At 62.8% G+C, this 26,182-nt stretch carries 26 protein-coding genes and 1 tRNA gene; 11 read left to right on the top strand and 16 right to left on the bottom strand.

Annotated elements, in window-relative coordinates; genetic code table 11:
- The first annotated feature begins 191 nt into the window (after positions 1–191).
- Positions 192–1,061 carry an oxaloacetate decarboxylase gene (locus IWW33_RS06175; RefSeq protein ID WP_046784922.1) on the top strand — a complete coding sequence of 290 codons (870 nt, stop codon included), beginning with the start codon at positions 192–194 and terminating at the stop codon, positions 1,059–1,061.
- Positions 1,062–1,081: 20 nt separating this feature from the next.
- Here IWW33_RS06175 and IWW33_RS06170 read toward each other — a convergent pair whose 3' ends face one another.
- Positions 1,082–1,222 carry a hypothetical protein gene (locus IWW33_RS06170; RefSeq protein ID WP_168216568.1) on the bottom strand — a complete coding sequence of 47 codons (141 nt, stop codon included), beginning with the start codon at positions 1,220–1,222 and terminating at the stop codon, positions 1,082–1,084.
- A 126-nt stretch (positions 1,223–1,348) separates the two neighbouring features.
- Positions 1,349–2,257, bottom strand: a complete 909-nt coding sequence (locus tag IWW33_RS06165) for a LysR family transcriptional regulator (protein ID WP_115273676.1) — start codon at positions 2,255–2,257, stop codon at positions 1,349–1,351.
- Positions 2,258–2,361: 104 nt separating this feature from the next.
- Between IWW33_RS06165 and IWW33_RS06160 the strand changes: the two genes are divergently transcribed.
- Together IWW33_RS06160 and IWW33_RS06155 are read left to right on the top strand one after the other, a co-directional pair.
- A complete protein-coding gene (locus tag IWW33_RS06160) occupies positions 2,362–3,237 on the top strand; it encodes an MBL fold metallo-hydrolase (protein WP_174142071.1) in 876 nt (291 codons plus the stop codon).
- Between the two features lie 27 nt (positions 3,238–3,264).
- Positions 3,265–3,879, top strand: coding sequence for an NAD(P)-dependent oxidoreductase (locus tag IWW33_RS06155; protein WP_174142070.1), 615 nt, complete (start codon positions 3,265–3,267; stop codon positions 3,877–3,879).
- On the opposite strand, the gene IWW33_RS06150 is transcribed toward IWW33_RS06155, so the two are convergent.
- Complete coding sequence (locus IWW33_RS06150) at positions 3,873–4,751, bottom strand: LysR substrate-binding domain-containing protein (RefSeq protein WP_174142069.1); 879 nt, start codon at positions 4,749–4,751, stop codon at positions 3,873–3,875. The two genes, IWW33_RS06155 and IWW33_RS06150, sit on opposite strands and share 7 nt — an antisense overlap.
- 113 nt (positions 4,752–4,864) lie before the next feature.
- Here IWW33_RS06150 and IWW33_RS06145 point away from each other — a divergent pair, with 113 nt between their 5' ends.
- Entirely contained in the window at positions 4,865–6,502 is a 1,638-nt protein-coding gene (locus IWW33_RS06145) for a 5-guanidino-2-oxopentanoate decarboxylase (RefSeq protein ID WP_174142068.1), read from the top strand.
- Positions 6,503–6,514: 12 nt separating this feature from the next.
- Here IWW33_RS06145 and IWW33_RS06140 read toward each other — a convergent pair whose 3' ends face one another.
- The gene (locus tag IWW33_RS06140; protein ID WP_039604874.1) at positions 6,515–7,435 is read right to left on the bottom strand and encodes an AraC family transcriptional regulator; all 921 of its coding nucleotides are present in this window, start codon (positions 7,433–7,435) and stop codon (positions 6,515–6,517) included.
- Positions 7,436–7,637: 202 nt separating this feature from the next.
- On the opposite strand from IWW33_RS06140, the gene IWW33_RS06135 reads away from it, so the two are divergent.
- A complete protein-coding gene (locus IWW33_RS06135; RefSeq protein ID WP_012312958.1) occupies positions 7,638–7,931 on the top strand; it encodes an antibiotic biosynthesis monooxygenase family protein in 294 nt (97 codons plus the stop codon).
- A 56-nt stretch (positions 7,932–7,987) separates the two neighbouring features.
- Positions 7,988–8,221: a hypothetical protein gene (locus tag IWW33_RS06130; RefSeq protein WP_115275480.1), complete on the top strand. Its 234-nt coding sequence runs from the start codon at positions 7,988–7,990 to the stop codon at positions 8,219–8,221.
- On the opposite strand, the gene IWW33_RS06125 is transcribed toward IWW33_RS06130, so the two are convergent.
- The 6 genes from IWW33_RS06125 to bglX form a co-directional block, all read right to left on the bottom strand.
- Positions 8,222–8,827, bottom strand: a complete 606-nt coding sequence (locus IWW33_RS06125; RefSeq protein WP_125924252.1) for a flavin reductase family protein — start codon at positions 8,825–8,827, stop codon at positions 8,222–8,224.
- A gap of 116 nt (positions 8,828–8,943) precedes the next feature.
- The gene (locus tag IWW33_RS06120; protein WP_115273681.1) at positions 8,944–9,231 is read right to left on the bottom strand and encodes a hypothetical protein; all 288 of its coding nucleotides are present in this window, start codon (positions 9,229–9,231) and stop codon (positions 8,944–8,946) included.
- Positions 9,232–9,619: 388 nt separating this feature from the next.
- Entirely contained in the window at positions 9,620–10,939 is a 1,320-nt protein-coding gene (locus tag IWW33_RS06115) for an MFS transporter (protein ID WP_046784965.1), read from the bottom strand.
- A 277-nt stretch (positions 10,940–11,216) separates the two neighbouring features.
- A complete protein-coding gene (locus IWW33_RS06110; RefSeq protein ID WP_046784929.1) occupies positions 11,217–12,551 on the bottom strand; it encodes a sigma-54 dependent transcriptional regulator in 1,335 nt (444 codons plus the stop codon).
- A complete protein-coding gene (locus IWW33_RS06105) occupies positions 12,545–14,302 on the bottom strand; it encodes an ATP-binding protein (RefSeq protein ID WP_174142067.1) in 1,758 nt (585 codons plus the stop codon). The genes IWW33_RS06110 and IWW33_RS06105 overlap by 7 nt, the downstream gene beginning before the upstream one ends.
- Before the next feature lie 82 nt (positions 14,303–14,384).
- On the bottom strand, positions 14,385–16,676 hold the full coding sequence (gene bglX, locus IWW33_RS06100; protein WP_174142066.1) for a beta-glucosidase BglX: 2,292 nt from the start codon (positions 16,674–16,676) through the stop codon (positions 14,385–14,387).
- Positions 16,677–16,862: 186 nt separating this feature from the next.
- On the opposite strand from bglX, the gene IWW33_RS06095 reads away from it, so the two are divergent.
- On the top strand, positions 16,863–17,480 hold the full coding sequence (locus tag IWW33_RS06095) for a membrane protein (protein WP_046784931.1): 618 nt from the start codon (positions 16,863–16,865) through the stop codon (positions 17,478–17,480).
- A gap of 99 nt (positions 17,481–17,579) precedes the next feature.
- Positions 17,580–18,809 carry an SAM-dependent methyltransferase gene (locus tag IWW33_RS06090; protein WP_174142065.1) on the top strand — a complete coding sequence of 410 codons (1,230 nt, stop codon included), beginning with the start codon at positions 17,580–17,582 and terminating at the stop codon, positions 18,807–18,809.
- 31 nt (positions 18,810–18,840) lie between these two features.
- On the opposite strand, the gene IWW33_RS06085 is transcribed toward IWW33_RS06090, so the two are convergent.
- A complete protein-coding gene (locus IWW33_RS06085) occupies positions 18,841–19,854 on the bottom strand; it encodes a DUF4917 family protein (RefSeq protein ID WP_174142064.1) in 1,014 nt (337 codons plus the stop codon).
- A 134-nt stretch (positions 19,855–19,988) separates the two neighbouring features.
- Between IWW33_RS06085 and IWW33_RS06080 the strand changes: the two genes are divergently transcribed.
- Positions 19,989–21,035 carry a glycerophosphodiester phosphodiesterase gene (locus IWW33_RS06080; protein ID WP_231386291.1) on the top strand — a complete coding sequence of 349 codons (1,047 nt, stop codon included), beginning with the start codon at positions 19,989–19,991 and terminating at the stop codon, positions 21,033–21,035.
- Positions 21,036–21,127: 92 nt separating this feature from the next.
- Here IWW33_RS06080 and IWW33_RS06075 read toward each other — a convergent pair.
- From IWW33_RS06075 to IWW33_RS06060, 4 genes are all read right to left on the bottom strand, one after another.
- Positions 21,128–21,201, bottom strand: a tRNA-Gly gene (locus IWW33_RS06075).
- Between the two features lie 119 nt (positions 21,202–21,320).
- Entirely contained in the window at positions 21,321–22,211 is an 891-nt protein-coding gene (locus IWW33_RS06070; RefSeq protein WP_046784933.1) for an alpha/beta hydrolase, read from the bottom strand.
- A gap of 344 nt (positions 22,212–22,555) precedes the next feature.
- Positions 22,556–23,248 (bottom strand): 16S rRNA pseudouridine(516) synthase, encoded by a 693-nt coding sequence (locus IWW33_RS06065; protein WP_115273685.1) that lies wholly within the window; start codon positions 23,246–23,248, stop codon positions 22,556–22,558.
- 34 nt (positions 23,249–23,282) lie between these two features.
- Positions 23,283–23,513 (bottom strand): cysteine-rich CWC family protein, encoded by a 231-nt coding sequence (locus IWW33_RS06060; RefSeq protein ID WP_174142062.1) that lies wholly within the window; start codon positions 23,511–23,513, stop codon positions 23,283–23,285.
- A 246-nt stretch (positions 23,514–23,759) separates the two neighbouring features.
- Here IWW33_RS06060 and IWW33_RS06055 point away from each other — a divergent pair, with 246 nt between their 5' ends.
- Complete coding sequence (locus tag IWW33_RS06055; protein WP_125924245.1) at positions 23,760–24,200, top strand: hypothetical protein; 441 nt, start codon at positions 23,760–23,762, stop codon at positions 24,198–24,200.
- Between the two features lie 31 nt (positions 24,201–24,231).
- Here the strand turns inward: IWW33_RS06055 and IWW33_RS06050 are convergent, their stop codons facing one another.
- On the bottom strand, positions 24,232–25,338 hold the full coding sequence (locus IWW33_RS06050; protein ID WP_115273686.1) for an enoyl-CoA hydratase/isomerase family protein: 1,107 nt from the start codon (positions 25,336–25,338) through the stop codon (positions 24,232–24,234).
- Between the two features lie 126 nt (positions 25,339–25,464).
- Here IWW33_RS06050 and ung point away from each other — a divergent pair, with 126 nt between their 5' ends.
- Positions 25,465–26,157, top strand: a complete 693-nt coding sequence (gene ung / locus IWW33_RS06045; protein ID WP_115273687.1) for a uracil-DNA glycosylase — start codon at positions 25,465–25,467, stop codon at positions 26,155–26,157.
- Positions 26,158–26,182: the final 25 nt, after the last annotated feature.

The following is a 26,182-nucleotide window of genomic DNA, read 5'->3' as shown; positions in this document are numbered from 1 at the left end:
AATCCGCGGGTCGCACCAGCTTGGTGCAGCATGATGTCGCAGGATTCCAGTGCCGCTGTATCCCACACCTTTTATTCCTCTGCCTGCATGTCGAGCATGAGCGCCCCGATGGCGACGGTTGGAACAGGTCAGGTAGACCCGATTCAGGGGTCGGTAGCAACCGTTCAATTTCACGTATAAGCGGAGTGATCATGCCCAAGGCTTCCCATCAAGATCTGCGTTTTGCCTTCCGCGAGCTGCTCGCTTCAGGTTCCTGCTATCACACGGCCTCCGTGTTCGACCCGATGTCGGCGCGTATTGCCGCTGACCTGGGCTTCGAAGTCGGCATTCTCGGCGGGTCGGTCGCCTCGCTGCAGGTGCTGGCCGCACCAGACTTCGCCCTTATCACACTGAGTGAGTTCGTCGAGCAGGCTACCCGCATCGGCCGTGTGGCCCAGCTGCCGGTGCTCGCCGATGCCGACCACGGTTATGGCAATGCGCTGAACGTCATGCGCACGGTCATCGAACTGGAACGCGCCGGTGTGGCTGCGCTCACTATCGAAGACACGCTGCTGCCGGCCCAGTTCGGGCGCAAGTCCACCGACCTGATCCCGGTCGAAGAGGGCGTTGGCAAGATCCGTGCGGCGCTGGAGGCCCGGGTCGACTCGTCGCTCTCGATCATCGCCCGCACTAACGCCGGCGTGCTCAGCACCGAAGAAATCATCGTGCGCACCCAGAGCTACCAGAAGGCCGGTGCCGATGCTATCTGCATGGTGGGTGTCAAAGACTTCGAGCAACTGGAGCAGATCGCCGAGCACCTCAGCGTGCCGCTGATGCTGGTGACCTATGCCAACCCGAACCTGCGCGACGATGAGCGCCTGGCACGCCTTGGCGTACGGATCGTGGTCGATGGCCATGCCGCCTACTTTGCCGCGATCAAGGCCACTTATGACTGCCTGCGCCTGCAGCGCGGCCAGCAGAACAAGTCGGAAAACCTCACGGCCACCGAGCTGTCGCACACCTACACCCAGCCTGAGGACTATATCCGCTGGGCCAAGGAATACATGAGCGTCGACGAGTGATCGGCATTGCGCCGTTCGGCTCAGCGGACGGCGCTCAAGGTGGCGGTGTGCGGCACGCAGTGCGCCTGCTCGCAACTGGCTGCCGCGTTGGGCTGGCTGCGTAGCAGCTCGGCGCGCCAGCAGGCGGAGCCGTAAAGCCCGACGGCTGCAGTCATTGCCATGACAAGGGCGACTCTTCTTGATTTGATGCCCATGGTGCTCACCTCCTGTTGCAAAAACAGGTGATACCTCAAGCATAGGTCAATCACAGGTGGACGCTTGACGCAACAGCCCGGTTGCGCGGCAGTTCACAACAAATCTTTATCCCACTCCGGTTCGTCCCTGAACCGCTGCGCCAGAAAATCCAGCATGCTGCGCAAGGTCGCCGGCATATGCTTGCGTGATGTGTACACCGCATTCAGGTTCAGCTCCTGCGGGCGTGCATCAGGCAGCAGGCGCACCAGTTCGCCTGTACGCAGGGCCGCGGCAGCCTGGTAAGTCGGCAGCATGGCGACCCCCGCACCGGCCAGTGCCGCCTTCTGCAGGGTCATGGCCTCGTTGGCACTGATATTACCTTCGACCGGGACAGTGATCGGCTGGCCGCCCACTTCGAAATGCCAGACGCTGTGGCCGAAGTAGGCATGAGTAAGGCAATTGTGCTGGCTCAGTTCCTCGACCCGTTGCGGGGTGCCATGCTCATGCAAGTAGGCGGGTGCCGCGCAGACGACTGAGCGGCATACAGTGAGGCGCCGGGCGATGAGGTTCGGGTCCAGGTCGTTGCTGGTGCGGATGGCCAGGTCGATGCGCTCGTCCACCAGGTTGACCGTGCGATCAAGCATCTGCAGCTCGACTCTCACCCCAGGGTAGCGGCGCACATACGCGGCTACCGCATCCACCAGTTGTGCCTGGCCGAATGAGGTACTGACGCTGATGCGCAGGGCGCCACGGGGCGCATCCGCCGGTTGCTGCACGGCGGCCTGCAGGTCGCCGGCCAGTTCCAGCAGATGCCGGCAGCGGGGCAGGGTCTCCAGGCCAGCGGCGGTCAGGCTCAATTTGCGCGTGGTGCGCTGCATCAAGCGCGCGCCAACCCAGTCCTCCAGCTCGGCGAGGTAGCGCGAGACCACCGGGCGGGACAGCTGCAGTTGATCGGCCGCCGCCGACTGGCTGCCCAGGTCGACGACGGTGACAAAAACGCGCATCGCGTTCAGACGGTCCATGATTTGCCCGATTTCAGAAACAAACTATGTTCGAGCATCGCATTTTTTGTCATGGATCGGGCAACTAAGCTGTTGATCATTCTTCTCGCGGACGGTCACAGAGCATGTCGATATTCACTCCCTTGCGCAGCCTGGTGCTGGCATGTGTCGCCTTGGCTGGCCAGGCCCAGGCTGCCGAGCCGTTGCAACTGGACATTTACAACCCAGGCCATGAGGCCATCTTCCCGGTCAGCTCGGTAATCGTCAGTGGCGAAAAGGACGCCATCCTGGTCGACGCCCAGTTCGGCAAGGCCCAGGCCGAACAGCTGGCGCAACGCCTGCGTGCTGGCGGCAAACACCTGACGACCATCTACATCAGCCATGGCGACCCGGACTACTACTTCGGCCTCGACACCCTGACCCAGGCCTTCCCTGAGGTCAGCGTGGTTGCTTCGGCCGCCACCGTTGCCCATATCCGCCAGACCATGGATGCCAAGCTGGCTTACTGGGGCCCGCAGATGGGCTCCGACAAACCGGCGCGGCTGGTGGTGCCACAGGTGCTCGATGGCAATCGCCTGATGCTGGAGGGGCAGCCGCTCGAAGTCATGGGGCTGGATGGCCCGCAACCTGAGCGCAGTTTTGTCTGGATTCCGTCGATCAAGGCAGTGGTGGGTGGGGTGGTGGTCTCCGAAAACATCCATGTCTGGATGGCCGATACCCAGTCAGCCAAGTCGCATGCGGATTGGCTTGGCACGCTCAAGCACATCGAGCAGCTGGCACCGCGTACTGTCGTGGCCGGCCACTACTTGGGGCAGAGCGATCATTCGCTCGATGCCGTGCATTTCACGGCGAGCTACATCCAGGCGTTCGATGTTGAAGCGGCCAAGGCCAAAGACGCCGATGGGCTGATCGGCGCAATGAAGAAGCGTTACCCGGGCCTGGCCGACGAGAGCTCGCTGGAGCTCGGTGCCAAGGTCGCCAAGGGCGAGATGAAGTGGTAATTCCATTCAACTGAAGGAGTGTTCCTCATGAGCAAGATCGCAATCATCGGTGCTACTGGCCGCGCTGGCAGCCAACTGCTGGAAGAGGCGTTGCGCCGCGGGCACAGTGTGCTCGCCATTGCCCGCGACCCTTCGACACTGCAGGGGCGCGCGGGCGTGACCGTGCAGGCGCTCGACGTCAAGGACAGCGCGGCGCTGCACAAGGCGCTGGCGGGTGTGGATGCGGTGCTGAGCGCTGCGCATTTTTCGACCATCGAGCCGCATGCGATCATCGAGCCGGTCAAGCGTGCGGGCGTCAAACGCCTGTTGGTGGTCGGGGGCGCCGGCAGCCTGCTGTTGCCTTCCGGGCATCGGGTCATCGACAGCCCGGACTTTCCCGAGGCTTACAAGGCCGAGGCCAGCGCCGGTGTACGCTTTCTTGAGGTGCTGCGCCAGGAACAGAACCTGGACTGGACCTTCCTGTCGCCGTCGGCTGAGTTCGTCGAAGGGGAGCGGACAGGGCATTACACCTTGGGCAAGGACCACCTGCTGATCGGCGCCGATGGCAAGAGCTGGATTACCTTTGCCGACTACGCCATTGCCATGCTCGATGAACTGGAGAAACCGGCGCATTCGCGGCAGCGTTTTACCGTCGGTTACTGAGCCTCGGCACGGCCCTCCAGCCAGTCCATCAGCTCGGCCAACCCTGCTGGCAAGCTTTTGGACTGGCAGGCCAGGTAATAGGCTTTGCCGGTGGTCACCTTCAACCCGAAGGGCATGCACAAACGCCCGCCGCGCAGGTCATCGCCAATCAATGCCCAATCGCCAATGGCAACCCCAGTGCCCTGGGATGCCATGGCCATGGCCATGTCCAGCGTCTCGAAGTGCTGCTTCGGCCCGTGCAGGTCGAGTGACGCACCGGCCGCTTGCAGCCACAGGCGCCAGTCATGCTCATCCCGCGATGGGTGCAGCAGCATATGGCGCGCCAGGTCCTCGACCTGCTTCAGTGGCAAAGGCCCAGCCAGTAACGATGGCGCGCAGACGGGCGTGAGTTGCTCATCGAACAGCTTGCGCACCCGCAGCCCATGATTGGGCAAGCTGCCATAGACCACCGCCGCATCGAACCCTTCGCGCCGAAAATCCACGCCATGTTGCACCGTGGTGGTCAGCTCTACTGGCACATCCGGGCGCAGTGCCTGCCATTCCATCAGGCGCGGCAACAGCCAGCGCATCACGCAGGTCGGCGCCTTGAGCTGCAAGGTCGTGCTGCGCCCGCCCACCTCGCGCACACCCTGTTCGATCAAGGCGAACACCTGTTGCACGCGCGGCAGCCAGTCCTGGCCTTCACGCGTCAGGCTCAGGCCGCGGGCCTGACGCTGGAACAAGGCATAACCCAGGTGTTCTTCGAGCCCGGCGATCTGCCGGCTGACGGCGCCCTGGGTGATATGCAGCTGCTGTGCGGCACGGGTGAAGTTGCAGTGCTGCGCGGTGACCAGAAAGGTGTGCAGGGCGGGGAGGGGCGGAAGGCGTTTCATCGTGGCAAGCCATGATTAAAGGACATGGCTAGTATGTGTTTTTTTGCCTTGTGGCGATAGCCTTGGGTTGGGTCCAATACGCACAGATTCCAACAAGATCCAAGGTGAAACCGATGGCAACGTGCGGCGAAGTACTGGTCAAACTCCTCGAAGGTTATGGCGTGGACCATGTCTTCGGCATCCCCGGCGTACATACCGTGGAGCTCTACCGAGGGCTGGCGGGCTCGTCCATCCGCCATATCACACCGCGCCATGAGCAAGGCGCCGGGTTCATGGCTGACGGCTATGCGCGTACGCGTGGCAAGCCGGGTGTATGTTTCATCATCACCGGTCCTGGGATGACCAACATCACCACCGCGATGGGCCAGGCCTACGCCGATTCGATCCCGATGCTGGTGATTTCCAGCGTGCAGTCGCGCAGCCAGCTGGGTGGTGGCCGTGGCAAGCTGCACGAGCTGCCCAACCAGAGCGCCCTGGTGGCTGGGGTGGCTGCCTTCTCGCAAACCTTGATGAGCGCTGATGACTTGCCACAGGTACTGGCGCGCGCGTTTGCCGTGTTCGATGGCGCCCGGCCGCGTCCGGTGCATATCGAGATTCCGCTGGACGTGCTGGTCGAGCCTGCTGACCACCTGCTGCCGGGCCGCCCTGTACGCAGTAGCCGCGCGGGCGCCGCGCCGCAGGCTGTGGCACTGATGGCCGAACGCCTGGCCAAGGCGCGCAAGCCTTTGATCCTGGCAGGCGGCGGTGCTTTGGCTGCTGGCCCTGCGCTTGCGCGCATGGCCGAGTACCTGCAGGCCCCTGTGGCTCTGACCATCAATGCAAAGGGCCTGCTGCCCTCTGACCATCCGTTGCAGATCGGGTCGACCCAGTCGCTGGTCGCCACCCGTGCGCTGGTGGCTGAGGCTGATGTAGTGCTGGCGATTGGCACCGAGCTGGCTGAAACTGACTACGACGTGACGTTCAAGGGCGGCTTTGAAATCCCCGGGGCACTGCTGCGCATCGACATCGACCCGGACCAGACCGTGCGCAATTACCTGCCGGAGCTGGCGCTGGTCGCCGATGCCGAGCTGGCAGCACAGGCATTGCTCGATGCCTTGCACGACCTGCCACAGCCTGCCCGCGATGGCACGTGGGGGGCGGCACGCGCGCAGCGCCTGCGCACGTCACTGAACGCTACCTGGGACCAGCCAACCCTGAGCCAGACCCGCCTGCTGACCAGCATTCTGGAACGCTTGCCCAACGCCATCCTGGTGGGCGATTCGACTCAACCTGTGTACACCGGCAACCTGACCCTGGATATGGATCAGCCACGCCGCTGGTTCAATGCCTCGACCGGTTACGGCACCTTGGGTTATGCACTGCCGGCGGCGATGGGGGCGTGGCTGGGCAGCGCCGAGCAACCGGCCACGCGTGCCCCGGCAGTGTGCCTGATCGGGGACGGTGGGCTGCAGTTCACCCTGCCGGAGCTGGCCAGTGCGGTGGAGGCGCAGGTGCCGTTGATCGTGCTGCTGTGGAATAACCAGGGCTATGAAGAGATCAAGAAATACATGGTCAATCGTGCCATCGAGCCGGTAGGGGTCGATATCCATACCCCGGATTTCATTGGCGTGGCACGTGCGTTGGGGGCTGAAGCGGAACAGGTTGGCGATGTGCAGCAGTTGCAGGTGGCCCTGGGGCGGGCGGTGGAGCGTAAGGGGCCGACGTTGATCCAGGTCGATCAGAACCAGTGGCAGGCGGTGGTAGAAGGCTGATTGTGCACTCTGTTACCCGGCACTGGCCCGCAAGCGCGCCACATCCCGGATCGGCGGCGCGCCATACAGCCGGCTGTACTCGCGGCTGAACTGTGATGGGCTTTCATAACCCACCCGATAACCCGCCACCGCTGCCTCGAGGCCATCGTTGAGCATTAGCCGGCGGGCCTCCTGCAGGCGCAACTGCTTCTGGTACTGCAAGGGGCTCATGGAGGTCACGGCTTTGAACCTGTGGTGCAAGGTTGACGTGCTGAGGTTGACCTCCCGAGCCAGGTCCTCGATGCGCAGCGGTTGCTGGTAATTCTGATTGAGCCAGGTGATGGCTTGGCACACCCGGTGCGTCTGGCTGTTGGCCAGGGCAATTTCATACAGGCGGTAACCCTGAGGGCCGCGCAACAGGCGATAGAGGATTTCCCGCCGGATCAGCGGCGCCAGCATGGCAATGTCCCGCGGGGCGTCCAGCAGGCGAATCAGGCGCAGCAGTGCGTCGAGCAGTTGCGGATCTGTCCTTTCCACATAGAGGCCGCGACCTGAGGGCAGATTGGGCACCAGCATCGGCCCGCTTTCGGCAATCAACTGGCTGATCTCGGCCGGGTCAAGGTCCAGACGCAGGCCCAGGCTGGGGTTTTCCGGGCTGGCATCGAGCTTGGCACCGCTGAGCGGCAGGGTCACCGACACCACCATGTAATGCAGCGGGTCGTAGGCATACTGCTCGTCGCCCAGAAACAGGCTTTTGCTGCCTTGGGCGAGGACGCACAGGGCAGGCTGGGCCAGGGTTGGCACCGAGCGCACGTTCTCGGTGTAGCGCACCAGGTACAGATCATCGATGGCCGACGCGGGGCCGTGGGCTTCGCCGGCATGGCGCCCGATCAGCTCGGCCAGTTCCTGGCGCTGCACTTCCAGGGTCGGATCAATGGACGGGGCGGTGGTCATGATGGCTTTCCTCTGCTGACCGACGCAGCATAGGTTTGGGCAATGGCGGGCGCTAGTCCAAAGCTGCACGTCGATTGCCTGATCCTGCCGTGCGGCAGGATCAGGCAATCGACGTGCAGTAATGGCCTAACGCGCCGCGCGAGCGCGCCACTAACCTTGGCAGCCTGGTTTTCCCGTCCGTCTGCTCCAAGGAGATCGTGCAATGGCCCTTCTACAACCGGTCACCCATTTGGCTTTCATCCGTGCCAGCAGCGGTCGTTCGGCGGAGCTCGGCGCGCGCCTGCGGGACCTGCTTGAGCCTTCGCTGAGCGCGCCTGGCTGCCTGAGCTTTACCGTACAGCGTTCGCAGGCCGATGCCGATCTTTGGCTGCTCAGTGGGAGCTGGCGTGACCAACAGGCGATGACAGGTTATTTCGAGTCGCCGACCTTGCAGGTGTTTGGCGAACTGGTGCAGGCCCAGGTGGTCAGCAGCCTGGATCTGCATACCTTCGGTTGAATGCCATGCCGCGCAGGGTAAAATGCCGCCCCTCGATCAACGACGCGGATTGCAACATGGCACGTAAAGAATTCCCGCATTTCGAAGCGGTTTCGGCGATGGTCCCGGTGGAAGGCGGCGGCTACAACGCCGCTATCGCGGTCAAGGCGCTGGGCATGGGCGGTGCGCCGCGCTTTCACAAGGTGCTCGATGGCCAGGTGTTCAAGAGCGCCATGGCGGCCGATGAGGCCGCCTGCGCCGAACTCGAACGCCTCAAGGGCGTTGGTGAAGAAGGCGAGTTGGTCTGGTGATCAGGCCTGCGGCCTTCTCATCTTGAACAGGTTGCCCAGCTCGAAGTAGTCCGCCGGGCCACCGCCTCGCAAGATCGGCTCGGCGGCCGCGGTATCGTAGATACCGTCCTTGAGCAGGTGCTCAGCGATATGCACCGCCACCACCTCGCCGAGGATCAGCCAGCTCGGCACATGTTCCTGGTCGGCCCGCTTGAGCTGGACGATCTGGCTCACCTTGCATTCGAAAGCCACCGGGGTTTCGCCCACGCGGGGCACCTTCACCAGGCTCGACGGGGTTGCCGTCAACCCGCTCAAGTCGAACTCGTTCACCTCTGCCGGTACGGCTGCGCAGCTCTGGTTCATGGCTTCGGCCAGCGGGCGGGTGGCCAGGTTCCAGACGAACTCACCGGTCTGCTCGATATTGTTCAGGCTGTCTTTGCGCCCGACGCTGCAGAAACCGATGATCGGTGGGATGTAGTTGAAGGCGTTGAAGAAACTGTAGGGGGCGAGGTTCAAACGGCCTTCGCGGTCCTGGGATGAGATCCAGCCGATCGGGCGTGGGCCTACGATGGCATTGAACGGGTCGTGGGGCAGGCCGTGGCCTTTGGCGGGTTCGTAGTAGTACATCTGTCGGGCCTGTGGCCCTACCTCCAGAGGGGACGAGGCGCCTAGTGTGCCAAGCTTGTGCCCGCCTGGAAATGATCAAGCCCGACCGAGGCCGGGCTGGTTGCACGCATCAGGGATCAGCTGATGCGGTGGGCGTTGGTGCGGTCGAAGCCGTCTTCGGCGAAGCGTTGTGCGCCAGTGCGGTCGAAACCGTCTTCGGCGAAGCGTTGTGCGCCAGTGCGGTCGAAGCCGTCTTCGGCGAAGCGTTGTGCACCAGTGCGGTCGAAACCGTCTTCAGCGTAAGTGGCCGCTTGGCTCTGGGCCGCTGCGAAGCTGTGGGCGTTGGTGCGCTCGAAGCCATCTTCGGCGAAGGCGCCAGTGGCGAAAACCGAGAGGGCCAGGGTGAGGATCAGTTTGTTTTTCATGGTCGTTGCTCCGTTGGGTTCAAGAGGTTGTTTGTTTCTATGGGTCCAATGCTACGCCGATTAATTTGATTAAAAAGCGCAAAAATTGGCGTTAAATAATCGAATTATCAGATCATTTTGGGCGTACCGATTGTCACTTTGCACTGGGTACGGCCCGGCAACGCCAGGGATGCGTTGCGCAGTGCAATTGGGCTCTCCAGCCTACGCAGGATGCAGCAGCGGTATTAATTCGGGGTTAAGGCGGGGATTTGGTGGGCTGTCGGGTGAGTGTCAAGGGCGCCAGAACACTCAAACGATGCAACCAGCGACATCACAAAAGCTTTGCGAGCAACCAAAAAAAGGGGCGCCCAGTTACTGGGGCGCCCCTTTTCAAACCGCAGGGTTACTGTCAGTCAGTCGTAATCCGCGAATGCTGCTTGGTGTCCTTCATGGTCGCGTACACCAACAGCGAACAAGCGATGCACGCCGTGACGTACCAGTAGAAACCGCTCTCCATCCCGGCGCTCTTGAACCACAGGGCTACGTATTCTGCGGTGCCGCCGAAGATCGAGACGGTCAGGGCGTAAGGCAGGCCAACACCCAGGGCGCGGATCTCGGTCGGGAACAGTTCGGCTTTGACCACGGCATTGATCGAGGTGTAACCGCTGACGATGATCAACGCAGCCATGATCAGGAAGAACGCGCCCCACCAGGACTCAATGGTGTGCAGGGTGCTGAGGATCGGCACGGTGAACAGGGTGCCCAGTACGCCGAAGGCGATCAGGATCGGGCGACGGCCGATCTTGTCCGACAGGCCGCCGATGATAGGCTGCAGGCACATGAACAGGAACAGTGTGGCCGCCGAAATGGTGGTCGAGTCACTGATGCTCATGCCAACGGTGTTGACCAGGTATTTCTGCATGTAGGTGGTGTAGGTGTAGAAGGCCAAAGTACCGCCCATGGTCAGGCCGACCACGGTCATCAGTTCCTTGGGGTGGCGCATCAGGGTGCGCATCAGGCTTTCCTTGGCCTTTTCCTTCTTGGTGAACGAGGCGGTTTCTTCCATGCCGCGGCGCAGGTACAGCGCGACCACCGCGCAGAGCGCGCCAATCACGAACGGTACGCGCCAGCCCCAGGCATACAGTTGCTCGGTGGTCAGCGTCTGCTGCAGAACGATCAGCACCGCCAGGGCGATGAGCTGACCGGAGATCAGGGTCACGTACTGGAAGCTGGAGAAGAAACCACGGCGCTCCTTGCTGGCCATTTCGCTGAGGTAGGTGGCCGAGGTGCCGTATTCACCCCCTACCGACAGGCCTTGCAGCAGGCGGGCGATGACCAGCAGGACCGGGGCGGCGACGCCGATGGTTTCGTAACCCGGGGTCAGGGCGATGACCAGAGAGCCGGCGCACATGAGCAGAACCGAGGCCATCAGCGCGGCCTTGCGCCCCTTGCGGTCGGCGTACAGGCCCATCAGCCAGCCACCGATCGGGCGCATGAGGAAGCCCACGGCAAAGATCGCGGCGGTGTTGAGCAGTTGTGCGGTGGAATCGCCGGCCGGGAAGAAGGCCTTGGCGAAATACAGCGAGAATGCGGCGTAGACGTACCAGTCGTACCATTCGACCATGTTGCCGATGGAACCGCTGAAAATCGACTTGAGGCGGCTGGCGGTGGTTCTTTCTGCGGCGGGCGCGACGGCTGCCCCGGTTGGCAGGGAGGTGGCGTTATCCATCAGGGATACCTTCTCGTTGTTTTTGTGGAGCGCGCCGAAGCGCAGCTTGCCAGCGAGATTGCAGAAGGTGTGCCAAACGGGTGCGTGGTGATTCATTTGAGGGCGCGTGGCGCCGTTCACGGAGCTGCAGCTTGCATGGAAGCCGCGCTGCCGCTGGCCGGCCGCGGTTTGCATCGGCCTGCGCCTGCACGTGATGAACTGCAGGGCAGGCTTAGGAAAAAGAGTAAAAGTAAGCGGATTTTTGCTTATTGAGATTAACCAATAGGCGGATTTCCGCTCATTCCCGCACGACGAAATCCTCGCGTACCAGCCCATGGCGCTGCATTTTTTCGTTGAGGGTGCGCCTGGGCAGTTGCAAGTCTTGCATCACGCCCTTGATCTCACCCTTGTGCAAGCGCAACGCCACACGCAGACATTGCGCCTCGAACGCCTCCATCTGCTCTACCAGGGATTGGCCTGCAGGCAAGCTGTCAAGGCTCGGCGAACCCAAGCCCAGCGCGTGGCGTTCGGCGGCATTGGCCAGTTCCCGCACGTTGCCCGGCCAGTCATGTGACAGCAGCTGCGCCAGTTGCGTACCCGACAACGGCGGGGCTGAGCGGCCGAGCTTCTGGGCTGCAGCGTGGGCGAAGTGTTCGAACAGCAGCGGGATGTCCTCGCGCCGCTCGCGCAACGGTGCCAGGCGCAGTTCGGCGACATTCAGGCGATAGGCCAGGTCTTCGCGAAAACGCCCGGCGCGTGCCTCTTCGAGCAGGTCGGGCTTGGTTGCGGCGATAATTCGCAGGTCGACGCTGATGCTCTGATTGGCCCCCAGCCTTTCCAGCTTCTGCTCCTGGATCACCCGCAGCAGCTTGGCCTGCTGGGCCAATGGCATGCTCTCGATTTCATCGAGAAACACCGTGCCGCCGTTGGCATATTCGAGCTTGCCGATGCGCTTGCCTTGGGCGCCGGTAAAGGCACCGCTTTCGTGGCCGAACAGTTCGGCTTCGAACAGCGACTCAGGGATGGCTGCACAGTTGAGCGCCACGAAGGGCTTGCCTGCACGCGGGCCGAAGTCGTGCAGGCAGCGCGCCACGCGCTCCTTGCCACTCCCGGTTTCGCCGCGAATCAGCACATTGACCGGCAGGCTGGCCAGGTCCAGCACCTGCCGACGCAATTGCTGCAGGCCTTGGGACATACCCAGAAGCGTGGATTCCAGGCGCGACTTGAGGTCTGCCTGCTCATGCAGGCGGCGGTTCTCCAGCACCAGCTGGCGCTTCTCCAGCGCGCGGCGCAGGCTCCCGAGCAGGTGCTGTGGCGTGAAGGGTTTTTCCAGGAAATCGTAGGCGCCGTTGCGCATGGCCTCGACCGCCATCGGCACATCGCCATGCCCGGTCAGAAGAATGACCGGCAGGTCCGGATCATCGGCCTGCAGGCGCTCGAGCAGCTGCAAGCCGCCCATGCCCGGCATGCGCACGTCACTGATGACAACCCCTGGAAAATGACAGGGCAACTGAGCCAGGCAGTCCTCGGCGCGGGCGAACAACTGCACGTTGAAACCGGACAGGTTCAACCATTGCTCGACGGCGCTGCGAATACTGGCTTCATCATCGACAACGATCACTGAATTCAACATGCAGGCTCCAGGTCGCGGGGCAGGGTAAGGCTCAGGCGCGCACCGCCTGGCAGGTTTTCGGCCTGTAACTGGCCGCCGGCTTCATGGATGATGCCATAGGAAATCGCCAGGCCCAGGCCGAGCCCTTCACCCACCGGTTTGGTGGTGAAGAAGGGGTCAAAAACCCTGGCCAGGTCGGTCTCGGCAATCCCGCCGCCAGAGTCGAGCACGCTCAGTCGCCATTGATCGTGCTCGGGTTCGATGCGGATTTCCAGGCGTTTGTAACGTTTGTCGGCCATGGCGTCGAGGGCGTTGCGCAGCAGGTTGATCAACACTTGCTCCAGGCGGATCGCATCACCGCGCACCCATGCCGGGCGCGCCAGGTAGAGGGCCACTTCGACCTCGTCGCTGCGGATGCGTGTGTCCAGCAGGTGCAGGGCCTGATCGACAACGGTCGCCAGGTCCAGCCGCTCGCGCAGGCCGACCGGGCTGTTACGGGCGAAGGTTTTCAGGTGGCTGGTGAGCGCGGCCATGCGCGTGAGCATCTGCTCCAGCGGCTCCAGGGCCTGGCGTGCCTCGTCGTAGCGGCCGTGATCGAGCAGCAGGCGCAGGGTTTCCAGTTGCATGCGCTGGGTCGTCAGCGGCTGGTTGATCTCGTGGGCCATGGCGGCTGACATCTGCCCCAGTGCGGCCAGTTTGGCCGACTGCACCAGGCCCTCCTGGGCGGTACGCAGCTCGCGGGTGCGCTCTTCGACCTGGCGCTTGAGCTCTTCACGGCTGCGCCGGCGCAAGCGGGCCAGGCGCAGGCGCTGGCTGACGAACAGTGCAGCGAACACCAGGCTCAGCCACGCGGCAGCTGCGCCCAGGGCTGCATTACGGCCATCAGCGGCCAGTTGTGGTTTGCGCAACAGGTGCAAGGTCCAGTCTTCACTTTCCAGCGGTAGGCTTTCCCACAGGTACTCGGCAGGCCCATCAGGCCCCTGCACGCGGCTGAGGGTGCTGTTGCTGGCGAAACGGGTCAGTACCTGATGCTGCAGCGGTACCAGCGGCTGCTTGTCGTACTGGCGGGTCTGGGCCAGCTCTGCCCGATCGGGCCCGCTGAGCGGTTGCAGCTCGCGGTAACGCCAGCCGTCCTGGTTGGCGATGAAGGTGATGCCGCGTGCGTCGCTGACCAGCAGGATGTCGCTGCCCTGGCGCCACTCGCGTTCAAGTTCGGGAAACTCCAGTTTCACCACCATGGCCCCGAGAAAGCGCCCTTGTTCGTCGGTGACTGCACTGGACAGGAAATACCCCGGCACGCCGCTGGTCACGCCCACGGCATAGAAGCGGCCGCTGCCCTGGCTGCGGGTTTGCTTGAAATACGGACGAAAGCCGTAGTTGGAACCTACGTAGGTGGTGGGCAAGCGCCAGTTGCTGGCCGCCACGGCCAGCCCGGTGTGGTCGAGCAGCTCCAGGGTGGAGGAATTGGCTGCACCATTTATTCGTTCGAGCTTGCGGTTGAGTGCGTCCTGTACCTGCTCGCTGATCGGGCCGCGCAGTGCCTGGATCAGTTCCGGGTCCAGCGCCAGGACGGCGGGCAGGGCGCGATAGCGTTCGATCAGGGTATGCAGCGACGTGGCGTACAGCCCCAACTGTTGGCTGGCGCGGCGGGCGTCATCCTCCATGGCTTGACGCTTGGCCTGCTGCATGGCCCAGCCCGCACTGAGCGCGGTGCCGGCCAGGATCAGCAGGGTGATCAGCCCCAAACGCAGGGCGCGAAAGGAAAATGGCATGGGGCGGGTCCGGATGAAGGAGTTGTCAGTACCGTCCTATCGCCGTCAAACCGGCGACAGGACGGTAATGCTTGCAGACCGGTTACAGCAGTTCGAAGCTCTTCTGCTGCACGGCCTCTGAGTCCAGCCCGACCTGGACATTGAAAGCGCCAGGTTCAGCCACCCGCTGCAGCTGCCCATTGAAGAACTTCAGGTCTTCTTCGCTTATGCGGAAGGCCAAGGTCCGCGACTCACCGGCCTTGAGCATCACTTTCTGGAAGTTTTTAAGCTCCTTCACCGGGCGGCTCATGGATGCTGCTACGTCCTGCAGGTACAACTGGACCACGGTCTCGCCATCCACCTTGCCGGTGTTCTTCACCGTCACCTTGGCCTCCAGCGTGTCGCCACGCTTGAGGTCCTTGTGCGACAGGTTCAGCCCCGACAGCTCGAAGGTGCTGTAGCTCAAGCCGTAACCGAACGGGTACAGCGGGCCGTTTGGCTCTTCGAAGTACTGTGAGGTGTAGTTGCCCGGCTTGCCTGGGGTGAACGGGCGGCCAATGCGCGTGTGGTTGTAGTACATCGGGATCTGCCCGACCGAACGCGGGAAGGTGATGGCCAGCTTGCCCGAAGGGTTGTAGTCACCGAACAGCACGTCGGCGATGGCATTGCCGCCCTCGGTGCCAGCGAACCAGGTTTCCAGGATGGCATCGGCCTGTTCGCGTTCCCAGGCGATCGACAGCGGCCGGCCGTTCATCAGCACCAGTACCAGCGGCTTGCCAGTGGCTTTCAGGGCCTTGATCAGCTCGCGCTGGCTGGCCGGGATCTCCAGGGTGGTGCGGCTGGACGACTCGTGGGACATGCCGCGGGACTCGCCCACCACCGCCACCACCACATCGGATTGCTTCGCTGCTTTGACCGCTTCATCGATCAGCACAGCGGCCGGGCGCGGATCGTCAACGATTTCCGGAGCATCGAAGTTGAGGAAGTTGAGGTAATCGACGATCGCCTTGTCGCTGGTAACGTTGGAACCTTTGGCATAGACCAGCTTGGCCTTGCCCTCGACGGCGCGGCGCAGGCCTTCGCGCACGGTGACCGAGTGCATCGGTTTGCCGTCGGCAGCCCAGCTGCCCATCATGTCGATCGGCGCATCGGCCAGCGGGCCGACCAAGGCAATGGTGCCGGCTTTTTTCAGCGGCAGGGTCTGCTTGCGGTTTTCCAGCAGCACCAGGCTGCGGCGCGCCACGTCGCGCGCGGCGTCACGGTGCAGGCGGTCTTCGCCGTAGTAATCCTTCAGGTCGGTTTCGGCCTTGCCGATCCGCACGTATGGGTCCTTGAACAGGCCCATTTCATACTTGGCGCCCAGTACTTCGCGCACGGCCTGGTCCAGTTCGGCCTGGGTCACCTCGCCTGACTTGAGCAGCCCTGGCAGCTCTTCGCCATACAGGGTGTCGTTCATGCTCATGTCGATGCCAGCCTTGATCGCCAGCTTGGCCGCTTCGCGACCATCGTGGGCGACGCCGTGGCGGATCAGTTCCTGGATGGCACCGTGGTCACTGATGGTCACGCCCTTGAAGCCCCACTCCTTGCGCAGCAGGTCGTTCATCAGCCAGGTATTGGAGGTGGCCGGCACGCCGTTGATCGAGTTCAGCGCCACCATCACCCCGCCGGCACCGGCGTCGAGCGCGGCGCGGTAGGGCGGCAGGTAGTCGTTGTACATCTTCGGCAGGCTCATATCGACCGTGTTGTAGTCGCGCCCGCCTTCCACCGCGCCATACAGGGCGAAGTGCTTGACGATGGCCATGATGCTGTCCGGGTTGGCCGGGCTGCTGCCCTGGAACGAGCGGACCATCGCCTGGCCGATCCTCGAGGTCAGGTAGGTGTCCTCACCGAAACCCTCGCTGGTGCGGCCCCAGCGAGGGTCGCGGGCGATGTCGACCATGGGTGCAAAGGTCATGTCCAGGGCGTCGGCGGCGGCTTCGATGGCCGAGGTGCGGCCGACCTTGGCGATGGCGTCCATGTCCCAGGTGGCAGCCAGCCCCAGGCCGATCGGGAAAATGGTGCGCTCGCCGTGGATGGTGTCGTAGGCGAAGAACATCGGAATCTTCAGGCGGCTGCGCATGGCGGCGTCCTGCATGGGCCGGTTCTCGGGGGCAGTGCGCGAGTTGAAGGTACCGCCGATACGGCCTGCGGCGATTTCTTCGCGGATCTTGTCGCGTGGCATCTCCGGGCCGATGCTGATCAGGCGCAGCTGGCCGATCTTTTCAGCCTCGGTCATCTGGCTGATCAGATGCTCGATGAATGCCTGCTTGTCCTGCAGGGGCGGGGCGGTGGGGGCGGCAAGGGCCGCCTGGCTGGCAAGGCCCAAGGCCAGGCCCAGCAAAGACAGTTTCATCATGAATTCCGTTGTCGAGGCCTGTGCCGTATCCACGGTGATACGCGCGCGGCCGAAGTTTTCAGGCGGCTATTGTTGTACGATTCACCGGCATTAATTCCAGCGGCGGATTATGCCTGATTATGGCGCTCGCTGAGGATCACCCGAGTGCCGGGACAACAACTATAAAAACGATCAGAGACCGAAGGCATGACTTCCCTCGACGAATACGAGCAGCGCCAGATCGCTGAGGCCATCGCGCGCGTGGAACGGCGCACCGATGCCGAGCTGGTGACCGTGCTGGCCCGGCGTGCCGATGATTACGCCTACCTTCCACTGTTTTGGGCCGCCGTGCTGGCGCTGGTGGTGCCTGGCCTTTTGCAGCTGCTGCTGGGCTGGCCCGTTGGGCACGGGCTGCTGGTGGCCAACCTGCTGCTGTTCATCGGCCTTTGTGCGCTGCTACGTACCCCACGCCTGAACGCCTGGTTGGTCCCCCCTGCGCTGCGCCGCTGGCAGGCATCGCGCCTGGCCCGGCAACAGTTTCGCGAGCAGAAACTGCATTGCACGGCCAAGGGGGCCGGGGTGCTGATCTTCGTGGCCGAGGCGGAGCTGCATGTGGAGATCCTGGTCGATCAAGGTATCGATTGCCACCTCGATGCACACTCGCGTGCGGTGATCGGTGCCCGCTTCGCCGAACAGGTGCGCCAGGGCCGTACCTTGCAGGGGTTTGTCGAGTGCATCGAGGCCTGCGGTGAACGGCTGTGCGAGCACGTGCCACGCACCCACGCACGCAACGAGCTGCCGAACCGTCTGGTGATTCTAGAGTGAACCACGCCCATCGCGAAAACCTTCGCCTGAGCCAGGCATCAACGTAGAATGCGCGGCATTGCGCAACGCGCTCACCGCTATCCGAGGCACCTGTTTTCCATGTCCGCCAGTACTTCCGCTTCTATCGCGCCGGACGCGCGCGCCCAGTTTCTCGACCTGCTGAGCGCTGCCTTGCACGGCAATACCCTGGTCAAACTGGTGCTGGCGCGCCATGTCGGCGCCGACCAGACCCTACAGCGGATCATCGCCAAGCCGGTGCAGGTAAAAGGGCAGCCCACCCTTTCGTTGGTCTACCGCCACCAGACCCGCGACATCACCCGCAACGTGCCGCTGGACCAGGCCCAGGCACTGATCGCCGAGCTGCTGGGGCAGAGCTTTCGCAACGCCCACCTGTTCGACGCCGACGGCGAAGTGCAACTGACCTTCAGCAAAAAGGGCAAGCCGATGCTCCAGCGCCACGGTGCCCAGGCGCCGCGCGAGGCTGCTGCCAGCACGGGCCACGACCGCGAGAAGAAGCGTTACCTGGAACTGTCGCGGCCCTTCCTGCGTGATCTGGGCGTGACCGACGCACAGGGTGCGCTGATCCCGTCCATGTCGCGCAAGTGGAAGCAGATCAACAAGTTCGTTGAAGTGTTCGATCACGCACTGGCCAATGCGCCGGTGCCGGCTGGCCAGGTGCTGCGGGTGGCCGATTTCGGTTCAGGCAAGGGCTACCTGACCTTCGCCATGCACGACTACCTGAGCAACAGCCTGGGCCGCGCAGCCCAGGTGACTGGGGTGGAGCTGCGTCAGGACATGGTCGATTTGTGCAATGCAGCGGCTTCGCGTCTGGAGCATCCGGGCCTGGAGTTTCAATGCGGTGACGTGCGCAGCGTAGTACCCGAGGCCATCGAGGTGATGATCGCCCTGCATGCCTGCGACATTGCCACCGATTACGCGATCCACACCGGAATCCGTTGCAACGCTGCGATCATCATGTGCTCGCCGTGCTGTCACAAGCAGATTCGCCCGCAACTGCACAGCCCGGGCTTGCTGCAGCCGATGCTGCAATACGGCCTGCATCTGGGGCAGCAGGCCGAGATGCTCACCGACAGCTTGCGCGCGCTGTATCTGGAAGCCTGTGGTTACGAGACCAAGGTGTTCGAGTTCATCTCGCTTGAGCACACCAACAAGAACAAGATGATTCTTGCGGTGAAGCGCAAGCAGCCCGTAGCGGCGCAAGCGCTGCTGGAAAAGATTGCGCAACTGAAAGCGTTTTATGGGGTGCAGGAGCATTGCCTGGAGACGTTGTTGCGCAACGACGGGTTGATTCCCCCCATCTCAGCGTAAGTCGGCTGTGGCGCTCGTCCCCGAGCGCCTGTCAGTGTTCTGCATGCACTGGCATCTTTATCGCGTACTCCGCCAACCCCAACGGATGCGTACCCGCATCAAAGAAATGCAGCGCTGTCCCCGCCAGATCACCAAAGCGGTCCACAAAGTGCTGCTTCTGATTGACCACCGAAGCCTCGCTCAATGGCCGTATGGCAATCGAAAGATGGCGCGGCCGCGCCTGGCGAATCGCTTCGAGCAAGTGCTGGTCACTGCTGTCCAGATGGTGCCCGAACAGGCATAGCCCCTGGTTTTCCTGGGCCAACTGGCCCAGGCACCAGGCCAGGTAATCCGAGTTGCGGATGGCGCGCAGTTTTTCGTCACTGCGGTCTTCGTTGACGAACAGCGGTACTTCACCCGGAATGTTCACGGCAAAGCCGTCCAGCAGCTCGGCGCTTTCGGCGCTGCGCTGACGGGTGGTACCGTCGGGCAGCTTGAGCAGGTGCAGGCCGCCGTGCAAATGCAGCACGCGCGTCCCTTCGCTGCGGGTGCGGCGTACGTCGAAGAAGCCTTGCTCATCGAACAGCGTGGCGAAGCCCTGGGGTGCGTGCTGCACTGCCCAAGGCAGGATCAGGTCGTAGTTGCTGGTATAGACACTGCGGTAGCCGCGCAAGGCTTGGTTGATCGATGCCAGGGTTGTCGCTGGCATCTTTGGCCATGGCAGGTGCACGGTACGCACGGCGTGGATCAGCGCTTCCTTGATCGAGTAGTAGCGGTTCAGCGGCGCGGTGGAGTTGATCGCCAGGGCGGCGTTGGCGCGCACAGTCTGGTTCAGCGTGCTCAGCACCGGCTCGAACAATTCAGTGCCCAAGGACTTGAACAAGGCCTGGTCGCTGATTGCCAGGCCTTTCTTGCGGCCGGCGCGCTGGGCCTCCTCGAACAGCGAGAAATAGCCGAATGATTTCCACAGCACGCGGCTGGCGCCGTTGCCCAGTAGCAGGGCATCGCAGGGGTGGCGTTGGGCGAGTTCCTGCCAGGTGGCGAGGTGGGCGTCTAGTGCGGGCATGATGGGTCCATTCGCTGGAGCGGGAAACGGGGGCGACTTTAGCATGTCATGCAATGTGTGCGAGGGTTGCGCTACAGCCACGACAAGGTTCGCAGAATGAAAGAGGACTTCACATGCGCAAGTGTTTGATCGGGATGCTGGCCTTGGCAGCACTGGGGCCGAGCTCAGTGGCCTTGGCAACGGACGGCAAAGCCCTCGCCGCAGCCCACGGCATACCATACCCGGCCGTGATCGCTCACCGCGGCGCCTCTTACGACGCACCGGAATCCACCAGGCCTGCCTACCTGTTGGCCCGCGAGTTGGGCGCCGACTACCTGGAACTGGACCTGCAGCGCACGCGCGACGGCGTGCTGGTCGTGGTCCACGACGATGAGCTGTCACGTACCAGCGATGTCGCCGAGCGTTTCCCCGAGCGCAAACACAGCCCGGTCAGTGCCTTCAGTCTCGCCGAGCTCAGGTCACTGGACGCCGGCAGCTGGTTCAACAACGCCTACCCGGCACGTGCCAGGGCATCGTTCGCCAAACTGTCGATCCTTACCCTTGACGAAGTCATCGATATTGCCGAAGGCAACCCGCAGCGCCAGCCCGGTTTGTATATCGAGACCAAGGTTCCCAGCCAGTTTCCAGGCATTGAACGGCAGCTCAAAGAGCGCTTGGAGGCCCGTGGCTGGCTCGATCGGCCTGGGCGCGTGGTGCTGCAGACATTCGATCGCAACAGCCTGGCGTTGCTGCACGAGGCGATGCCGCAGGTACCGAAGATTCTGCTGCTGTGGGTGGGTACCAAGGCCATAGCACCGGCCTCGGGGCAAGATTTGGCGGATTCAGGCGAAAGCGACAAGGCCGCTTTTTATGCACGCCAGCAACCGAAGAGCCGGGCTGAGTTCCTGCGCTGGCTGGACTTCGCCAAGCAGGGCGGTGCGATCGGTACCGGGCCTTCTGCCAAGCGCAGCAAGCTGGGCGAACAGAGCTATGCCGATCTCATTCAGCCATGGATGAACCAGGCCAGCCATGAGCGCGGGCTGCTGGTGCACGTCTATACGCTCGATGACGCGCAGGACTTCGCCGCAAGCATGAAGGCAGGGGTGGATGGGATCTTTACCAACAGGGCGGGTGCGCTACTGCGCTTTTATGATCGCCCGGCTGAAAGTGAGCCAGGTTTGCTGAAAAGGCTGGGGTACTGAGCTGTTGAAGGCGGCAAGCAGATCGACTTGCGGATGATCTTCGCCTCAGGGGCAGCGATGACGCTGGTTGAACGCCATGCGGTAATGCGGTGTGGAGCGGGTAGAGGGAATCGAACCCTCGTCGGAAGCTTGGGAAGCTACTGTTCTACCATTAAACTATACCCGCGTCTGCGCCCGACTTTTTACCAGAACCTGCCTGGAATTAGAAGCCCTCGTTATAAACCGGTGAAAAAAAGCTGTCGGCGCCCATAGCCTGCAGGCCATGGCTACAGGGCGCCGATGCACTCAGATGGCCCATGCATGCTGCTCTTGGCTGGCGTTGTACGGGGTGCGTGCCCGGGCCTGGCGCACGGTCGGCTTGAGGAAGCCGAGCAACGCGCTGCGTGTGGCTTCGCAGGCCGTCTTGTTCTCCATGTCCAGGAAGTGCCCGGCATCACGGATCACCGTGAAGTGGCTCTTGCCGACATGGTTGCCGAACTGGCGAGCGTCTTCTGCGGTGGTGTACTCGTCACGGTCGCCGTTGATGAACAGCACCGGGATGTCGATGTTGCGCGCGCCTCGCAGTGCCCGTTCCAGGTCATGCTGCAGCACCTGGTTGATGTGGAAGTGCATCTGCGCATACTCGTGGCTGTCCAGGCTGCTGACGTGCCGGTAGTTGAAGCGCTTGAACAGCGATGGCAGGTGCTTGCCAATGGTGTCGTTGACCAGGTTGCCGACCTGGTAGCGATCGCAGGCAGCCAGGTACTGGCAACCACGGTTCAGGTAGTCGCGCATCGGTTCGTTGATCACCGGTGAGAACGAGCTGACCACCGCCTTTTTCACCATGCGAGGCTGGTGCGCCAGCGCCAGCAGGGTGCAGGCACCGCCCCAGGAGAACGACATCACGTGGTCGGCCTGGAAGTGCTCGATCAGCTCAAGCAGGATATGCGCCTCGTCTTCCTTGCTGATCAGGCGTTCCTGGCGGTTATGTGCCTTGGACTTGCCGGAGTAGGGCTGGTCGTACAGCACGACGTTGAATTGTGGGTGCAGGTTACGCACCGTCTGGGCGAACGAAGCCGTGGTGGCCAGTGAGCCATTGATCAGGATGATCGTCTTCTCGGCTGCATCCGCGCGATGGAACTCCGTGTAAACCCGATACTGACCTTGGATATCAAGTACAGCGATTTCTGGCCTCATGTCATCGACTCCTGGCGCAAAAAGGGTGTTCGCGTCACCTAGGGTGCACGTTCTTTATGACAGGTAGGCATTTGCCTGAAGGAATTACCGGGGCCCTGTGTCGATCCTTGGCACACGTGTCGACGGTATTGTTTTTGGCGGGCAATTTGCCGTGCTCCAAGGCATCGTGGCCTTGGGTAGCCGGCAAAAAGGTGTCTGGCGCGCGGTGTGACTGGCGAGTCACGCACGGACCGACAAGTTAGGAGTCAAGCAGTGGGTTGAGGATCACGCAAGTGCCGGCTGGGTGAAATTGTGACTTTTGTCGCCGGGCGGTCGTATGACGTCCGGACAGTGCCTGAAGCGGCCTAGACCGAGGCGATTTCCGTAGCCGTGAGCGCCCGGAATTCACCCGGCGCCAACCCTGGATCGAGCTGGATCGCGCCCATGGTTTCCCGGTGCAACCCTACAACCTTGTTGTCGAAGTAGCCGAACATGCGCTTGACCTGGTGATAACGCCCTTCAATGATGGCCAGCCTCGCCGTGCGCGGGCCAAGGATGTCCAGTTGCGCGGGGAGGGTGGTCAGGTCTTCGAAGGCGAAGTAGAAGCCTGTGCGAAACTTGTCGACGTAATGCGCGCCAATTTCATCTTCCGTTTCCACCAGGTAGTGCTTGGGCAGCTTGGTCGCCGGCTGGGTCAGGCGCCGCGACCATTGGCCGTCGTTGGTCAGGATCATCAGCCCGGTGGTGTTGTAGTCGAGCCGCCCGGCAATGTGCAGGTCCTCGCGCAACGGCGCAGGCAGCAAATCGAGTACGGTGCGGTGCTGTGGGTCGTGCGTGGCGCTGACGCAGCCGGCCGGTTTGTGCAGCATCAGGTAGCGCGCCGGGCGCCCCGTCTGGAGTAGTTGATCATCCACCTCGATACGGCTGAATTCGCGGACTTCAGCCCGTGGGTCGGCTACCGTTTCGCCATCCACGCGCACGCGGCGCTGTACCAGCAGCAGGCGTACTTGCTGGCGGCTATAGCTGGGCAGGTTGGCGAGGAAGCGGTCAAGGCGCATGGCATCAAGGACGTCGAGGGGAGTGGCGCGCAGTCTAGCGCTTTTCTGCCTCGACCTGGGCGGGCGCGTTCTCGGGCAGACCTGCCCCTGCGGCGCAGCGCGGGCAGAGGCAGGCTTTGTCGCGCAGCTCGGTTGGCAGGGCCTTCAGAACTGCGGGGTCGATGTTCACGGCGTAGCACCAGCAGGCTGCTGGCGCGGTGCGCGGGTCGGCCAGGGTGCATTGGTTGAGGGCGCCGCAGGCAGGGCAGTGCTGGCTGTCATTCATACACTAGTCCGGGGTGTTCAATGCAGGCACGGTTGCGGCCGGCCTGCTTGCATCGTCGAGGTGCTCATTCTAGTGATATGGCCGGAAAAAGACTGCAGGTTTATTGGGGTATCCAAGCTATTTCAAATTATTGCGCAAATGGCACTGCACGATGGCGACAATGTCTCAATCATTGTCGATGTTCGCTTTGGCTTCGACGCTCGGCAGCGCCGCTGTACGGGCACCCCAGCGGTCCAGGAGGCCGCCATGTCCTATCGAATTCTGTTGATCGCCCTGTTGGGCCTGATGACAACCGCCTGCGTGCCTTACCACGAGGGAGGCCGTTATTATCGTACGGATTACTACACCGCTGACCGGTATGCCTCGCCGGGTTATTACCGCCATGACCGCTATTACGTAGCCCCCCAACCGCGCTATTACTACCCGCCGGCACCGCGTTACTACCGGCCTGCGCCCGTGCCGCAATACCGTCCGCACCCGCAGCCGGGGATGAAGCAGTGGCATGGCAACCCGCGTCACGACTACGGCAACCGCCAGCGTTATGACTACGGCCGTGATCGTGACCGGCATGATTACCGCAACGACAGCCGGCGGTACCAGAACGACCGTTGGCACTCCAATGGACGGGGTGATGGTGACCGCCGTCCCGGTGGTGGGCGCAGTGGTGATCGCAACTGGCGACGGTGAAGGTTGACGGGGGCGCGCGGAACGGCCCAGGTCAGGCAAGATCGGCCAACGGGTGGCGCCCCTCCCATACCTTCACAAAATGGGCTTCGACCACGGCCGCCGGCACTTGCGCAACATCCGGCCAGTGCCAGCGTGGGTGGTTGTCCTTGTCCAGCAGGCGGGCGCGCACGCCTTCGCTGAATTCGGGGTGACGGCAGCAATTGAGGCTCATGCTGTATTCCATCTGGAATACCTGGGCCAATGACAGGTGTCGGGCCCGACGGATCTGTTCCCAGACCAGGTGCGCCGTGAGCGGGCAGCCCTCCTGCAGGCGTTGGCCTGCATCAGCCAACAATGGGTCGTTATGCTGCTTGAGCCCCTCCAGTGCACGCCACGCGGCCGCCGGGTCGGCAACATCGAGCAGCGCATCGATCACCTGGCGCCGGGGCAGCCATTGCGCCTCCGGCAGTTCGGCATAGGCGCGGTGCTGTTCGGCCTTGAGCAGGCTGTTCAGCTGCAGGTCGGTCTGCTCTTGCCAGTTCAGTTGCAACAATTCTTCGATAAGCCCTTCCTGTTGATGCTCGCCAAAGAATCGGTCCGCCAGGCCCAGGTCGATGGCGTCCCGGGCATTGATGGGGGCGCCGGTGAGCCCCAGAAACAGCCCGAGCTTGCCCGGCAGGCGCGCAAGAAACCAGCTGGCGCCCACGTCGGGGTAGAGGCCAATGCTGATTTCTGGCATTGCCAGGCGGCTGCTAGGCGTGACTATGCGTATCCCCGCCCCCTGCAACAGCCCCATGCCGCCCCCCAGCACATGGCCGTGGCCCCAGCACAGCACCGGCTTGGGGTAGGTGTGCAGGAGATAGTCGAGGCGGTATTCGGCGGCAAAGAACGTGGCAGCCAGCGGTGGCACGCTGCCGGGGTGGTCGCGGCAGGCCTGGGCCAGAGCCCGTACATCGCCGCCGGCGCAGAATGCCTTGGCGCCGTTGCCACGCAGCAATACACAGACAACGCCCGGGTCGCGGGCCCAGTCTTGCAGGTATTCGCCGAGCACTTCGATCATCGGCAGGTTCAGGGCATTGAGCGCCTTGGGCGCATCCAGTGTGGCAATGCCGATGCGGGCGCCATCGGCGCCGGTGAGTACCTCGCAATGAATGGCCATGGACTACCTCGTTCAAGTCATCGCTCAAGTATGGCCTGCCTGGGCGATCATGCAGGCCATAGGTCAGACCGATTGACAAGGGGGGATGGCTTACCTAGTGTCGCGCCATTGTTTACGGATGGCCTCATGACTGACGACGATCGCATCAAACTTGAACCCGGCTGGAAAAACGCCCTGCGTGCCGAGTTCGATCAGCCCTACATGCACCAGCTGCGTGAGTTTCTGCGCCAGGAGCACGCCGCCGGCAAGGAAATCTACCCGCCAGGCCCGATGATCTTCAATGCGCTCAACTCCACCCCGCTTGAGCAGGTGAAAGTCGTCATTCTCGGCCAGGATCCGTATCACGGCCCGGGCCAGGCACACGGCCTGTGCTTCTCGGTGCAGCCGGGTGTGCCGACGCCGCCGTCGCTGGTCAACATCTACAAGGAGCTGCAGCGCGACCTGAACATTCCCATCGCCAGCCATGGTTACCTGCAGAGCTGGGCCGAGCAGGGAGTGCTGCTGCTCAACACGACCATGACCGTCGAACGCGCCAATGCCGCTTCGCATGCCAAGAAAGGCTGGGAATTCTTTACCGACCGGATCATCCAGGTGGTCAGCGAGCAGTGCCCGAATGTGGTGTTCCTGCTGTGGGGCGCGCATGCCCAGAGCAAGCAGAAACTGATCGATGGCACCAAGCACCTGGTGCTCAAATCGGTGCACCCGTCGCCACTGTCTGCGTACCGCGGGTTCTTGGGTTGTGGGCATTTCAGCCGGACCAACGGCTTCCTCGAACAGCGTGGCCTGGCGCCGATCAACTGGGCGTTACCGCCGCTTTAAGGGGCGAGCCGGTGCTCAGTGGCCG

Source organism: Pseudomonas sp. M2 (assembly GCF_015751845.1).
GTDB lineage: Bacteria > Pseudomonadota > Gammaproteobacteria > Pseudomonadales > Pseudomonadaceae > Aquipseudomonas > Aquipseudomonas putida_E.
This window is presented reverse-complemented; position numbering and strand designations above follow the sequence as displayed.

What these genes read in the sequence shown, in the direction of transcription:
- IWW33_RS06175 (WP_046784922.1), top strand. Translation starts at nt 192, where the DNA reads ATGCCCAAGGCTTCCCATCAAGATCTGCGTTTTGCCTTCCGCGAGCTG.
- IWW33_RS06170 (WP_168216568.1), bottom strand. Translation starts at nt 1,222, where the DNA reads ATGGCAATGACTGCAGCCGTCGGGCTTTACGGCTCCGCCTGCTGGCGC.
- IWW33_RS06165 (WP_115273676.1), bottom strand. Translation starts at nt 2,257, where the DNA reads ATGGACCGTCTGAACGCGATGCGCGTTTTTGTCACCGTCGTCGACCTG.
- IWW33_RS06160 (WP_174142071.1), top strand. Translation starts at nt 2,362, where the DNA reads ATGTCGATATTCACTCCCTTGCGCAGCCTGGTGCTGGCATGTGTCGCC.
- IWW33_RS06155 (WP_174142070.1), top strand. Translation starts at nt 3,265, where the DNA reads ATGAGCAAGATCGCAATCATCGGTGCTACTGGCCGCGCTGGCAGCCAA.
- IWW33_RS06150 (WP_174142069.1), bottom strand. Translation starts at nt 4,751, where the DNA reads ATGAAACGCCTTCCGCCCCTCCCCGCCCTGCACACCTTTCTGGTCACC.
- IWW33_RS06145 (WP_174142068.1), top strand. Translation starts at nt 4,865, where the DNA reads ATGGCAACGTGCGGCGAAGTACTGGTCAAACTCCTCGAAGGTTATGGC.
- IWW33_RS06140 (WP_039604874.1), bottom strand. Translation starts at nt 7,435, where the DNA reads ATGACCACCGCCCCGTCCATTGATCCGACCCTGGAAGTGCAGCGCCAG.
- IWW33_RS06135 (WP_012312958.1), top strand. Translation starts at nt 7,638, where the DNA reads ATGGCCCTTCTACAACCGGTCACCCATTTGGCTTTCATCCGTGCCAGC.
- IWW33_RS06130 (WP_115275480.1), top strand. Translation starts at nt 7,988, where the DNA reads ATGGCACGTAAAGAATTCCCGCATTTCGAAGCGGTTTCGGCGATGGTC.
- IWW33_RS06125 (WP_125924252.1), bottom strand. Translation starts at nt 8,827, where the DNA reads ATGTACTACTACGAACCCGCCAAAGGCCACGGCCTGCCCCACGACCCG.
- IWW33_RS06120 (WP_115273681.1), bottom strand. Translation starts at nt 9,231, where the DNA reads ATGAAAAACAAACTGATCCTCACCCTGGCCCTCTCGGTTTTCGCCACT.
- IWW33_RS06115 (WP_046784965.1), bottom strand. Translation starts at nt 10,939, where the DNA reads ATGGATAACGCCACCTCCCTGCCAACCGGGGCAGCCGTCGCGCCCGCC.
- IWW33_RS06110 (WP_046784929.1), bottom strand. Translation starts at nt 12,551, where the DNA reads ATGTTGAATTCAGTGATCGTTGTCGATGATGAAGCCAGTATTCGCAGC.
- IWW33_RS06105 (WP_174142067.1), bottom strand. Translation starts at nt 14,302, where the DNA reads ATGCCATTTTCCTTTCGCGCCCTGCGTTTGGGGCTGATCACCCTGCTG.
- bglX (WP_174142066.1), bottom strand. Translation starts at nt 16,676, where the DNA reads ATGATGAAACTGTCTTTGCTGGGCCTGGCCTTGGGCCTTGCCAGCCAG.
- IWW33_RS06095 (WP_046784931.1), top strand. Translation starts at nt 16,863, where the DNA reads ATGACTTCCCTCGACGAATACGAGCAGCGCCAGATCGCTGAGGCCATC.
- IWW33_RS06090 (WP_174142065.1), top strand. Translation starts at nt 17,580, where the DNA reads ATGTCCGCCAGTACTTCCGCTTCTATCGCGCCGGACGCGCGCGCCCAG.
- IWW33_RS06085 (WP_174142064.1), bottom strand. Translation starts at nt 19,854, where the DNA reads ATGCCCGCACTAGACGCCCACCTCGCCACCTGGCAGGAACTCGCCCAA.
- IWW33_RS06080 (WP_231386291.1), top strand. Translation starts at nt 19,989, where the DNA reads ATGCTGGCCTTGGCAGCACTGGGGCCGAGCTCAGTGGCCTTGGCAACG.
- IWW33_RS06070 (WP_046784933.1), bottom strand. Translation starts at nt 22,211, where the DNA reads ATGAGGCCAGAAATCGCTGTACTTGATATCCAAGGTCAGTATCGGGTT.
- IWW33_RS06065 (WP_115273685.1), bottom strand. Translation starts at nt 23,248, where the DNA reads ATGCGCCTTGACCGCTTCCTCGCCAACCTGCCCAGCTATAGCCGCCAG.
- IWW33_RS06060 (WP_174142062.1), bottom strand. Translation starts at nt 23,513, where the DNA reads ATGAATGACAGCCAGCACTGCCCTGCCTGCGGCGCCCTCAACCAATGC.
- IWW33_RS06055 (WP_125924245.1), top strand. Translation starts at nt 23,760, where the DNA reads ATGTCCTATCGAATTCTGTTGATCGCCCTGTTGGGCCTGATGACAACC.
- IWW33_RS06050 (WP_115273686.1), bottom strand. Translation starts at nt 25,338, where the DNA reads ATGGCCATTCATTGCGAGGTACTCACCGGCGCCGATGGCGCCCGCATC.
- ung (WP_115273687.1), top strand. Translation starts at nt 25,465, where the DNA reads ATGACTGACGACGATCGCATCAAACTTGAACCCGGCTGGAAAAACGCC.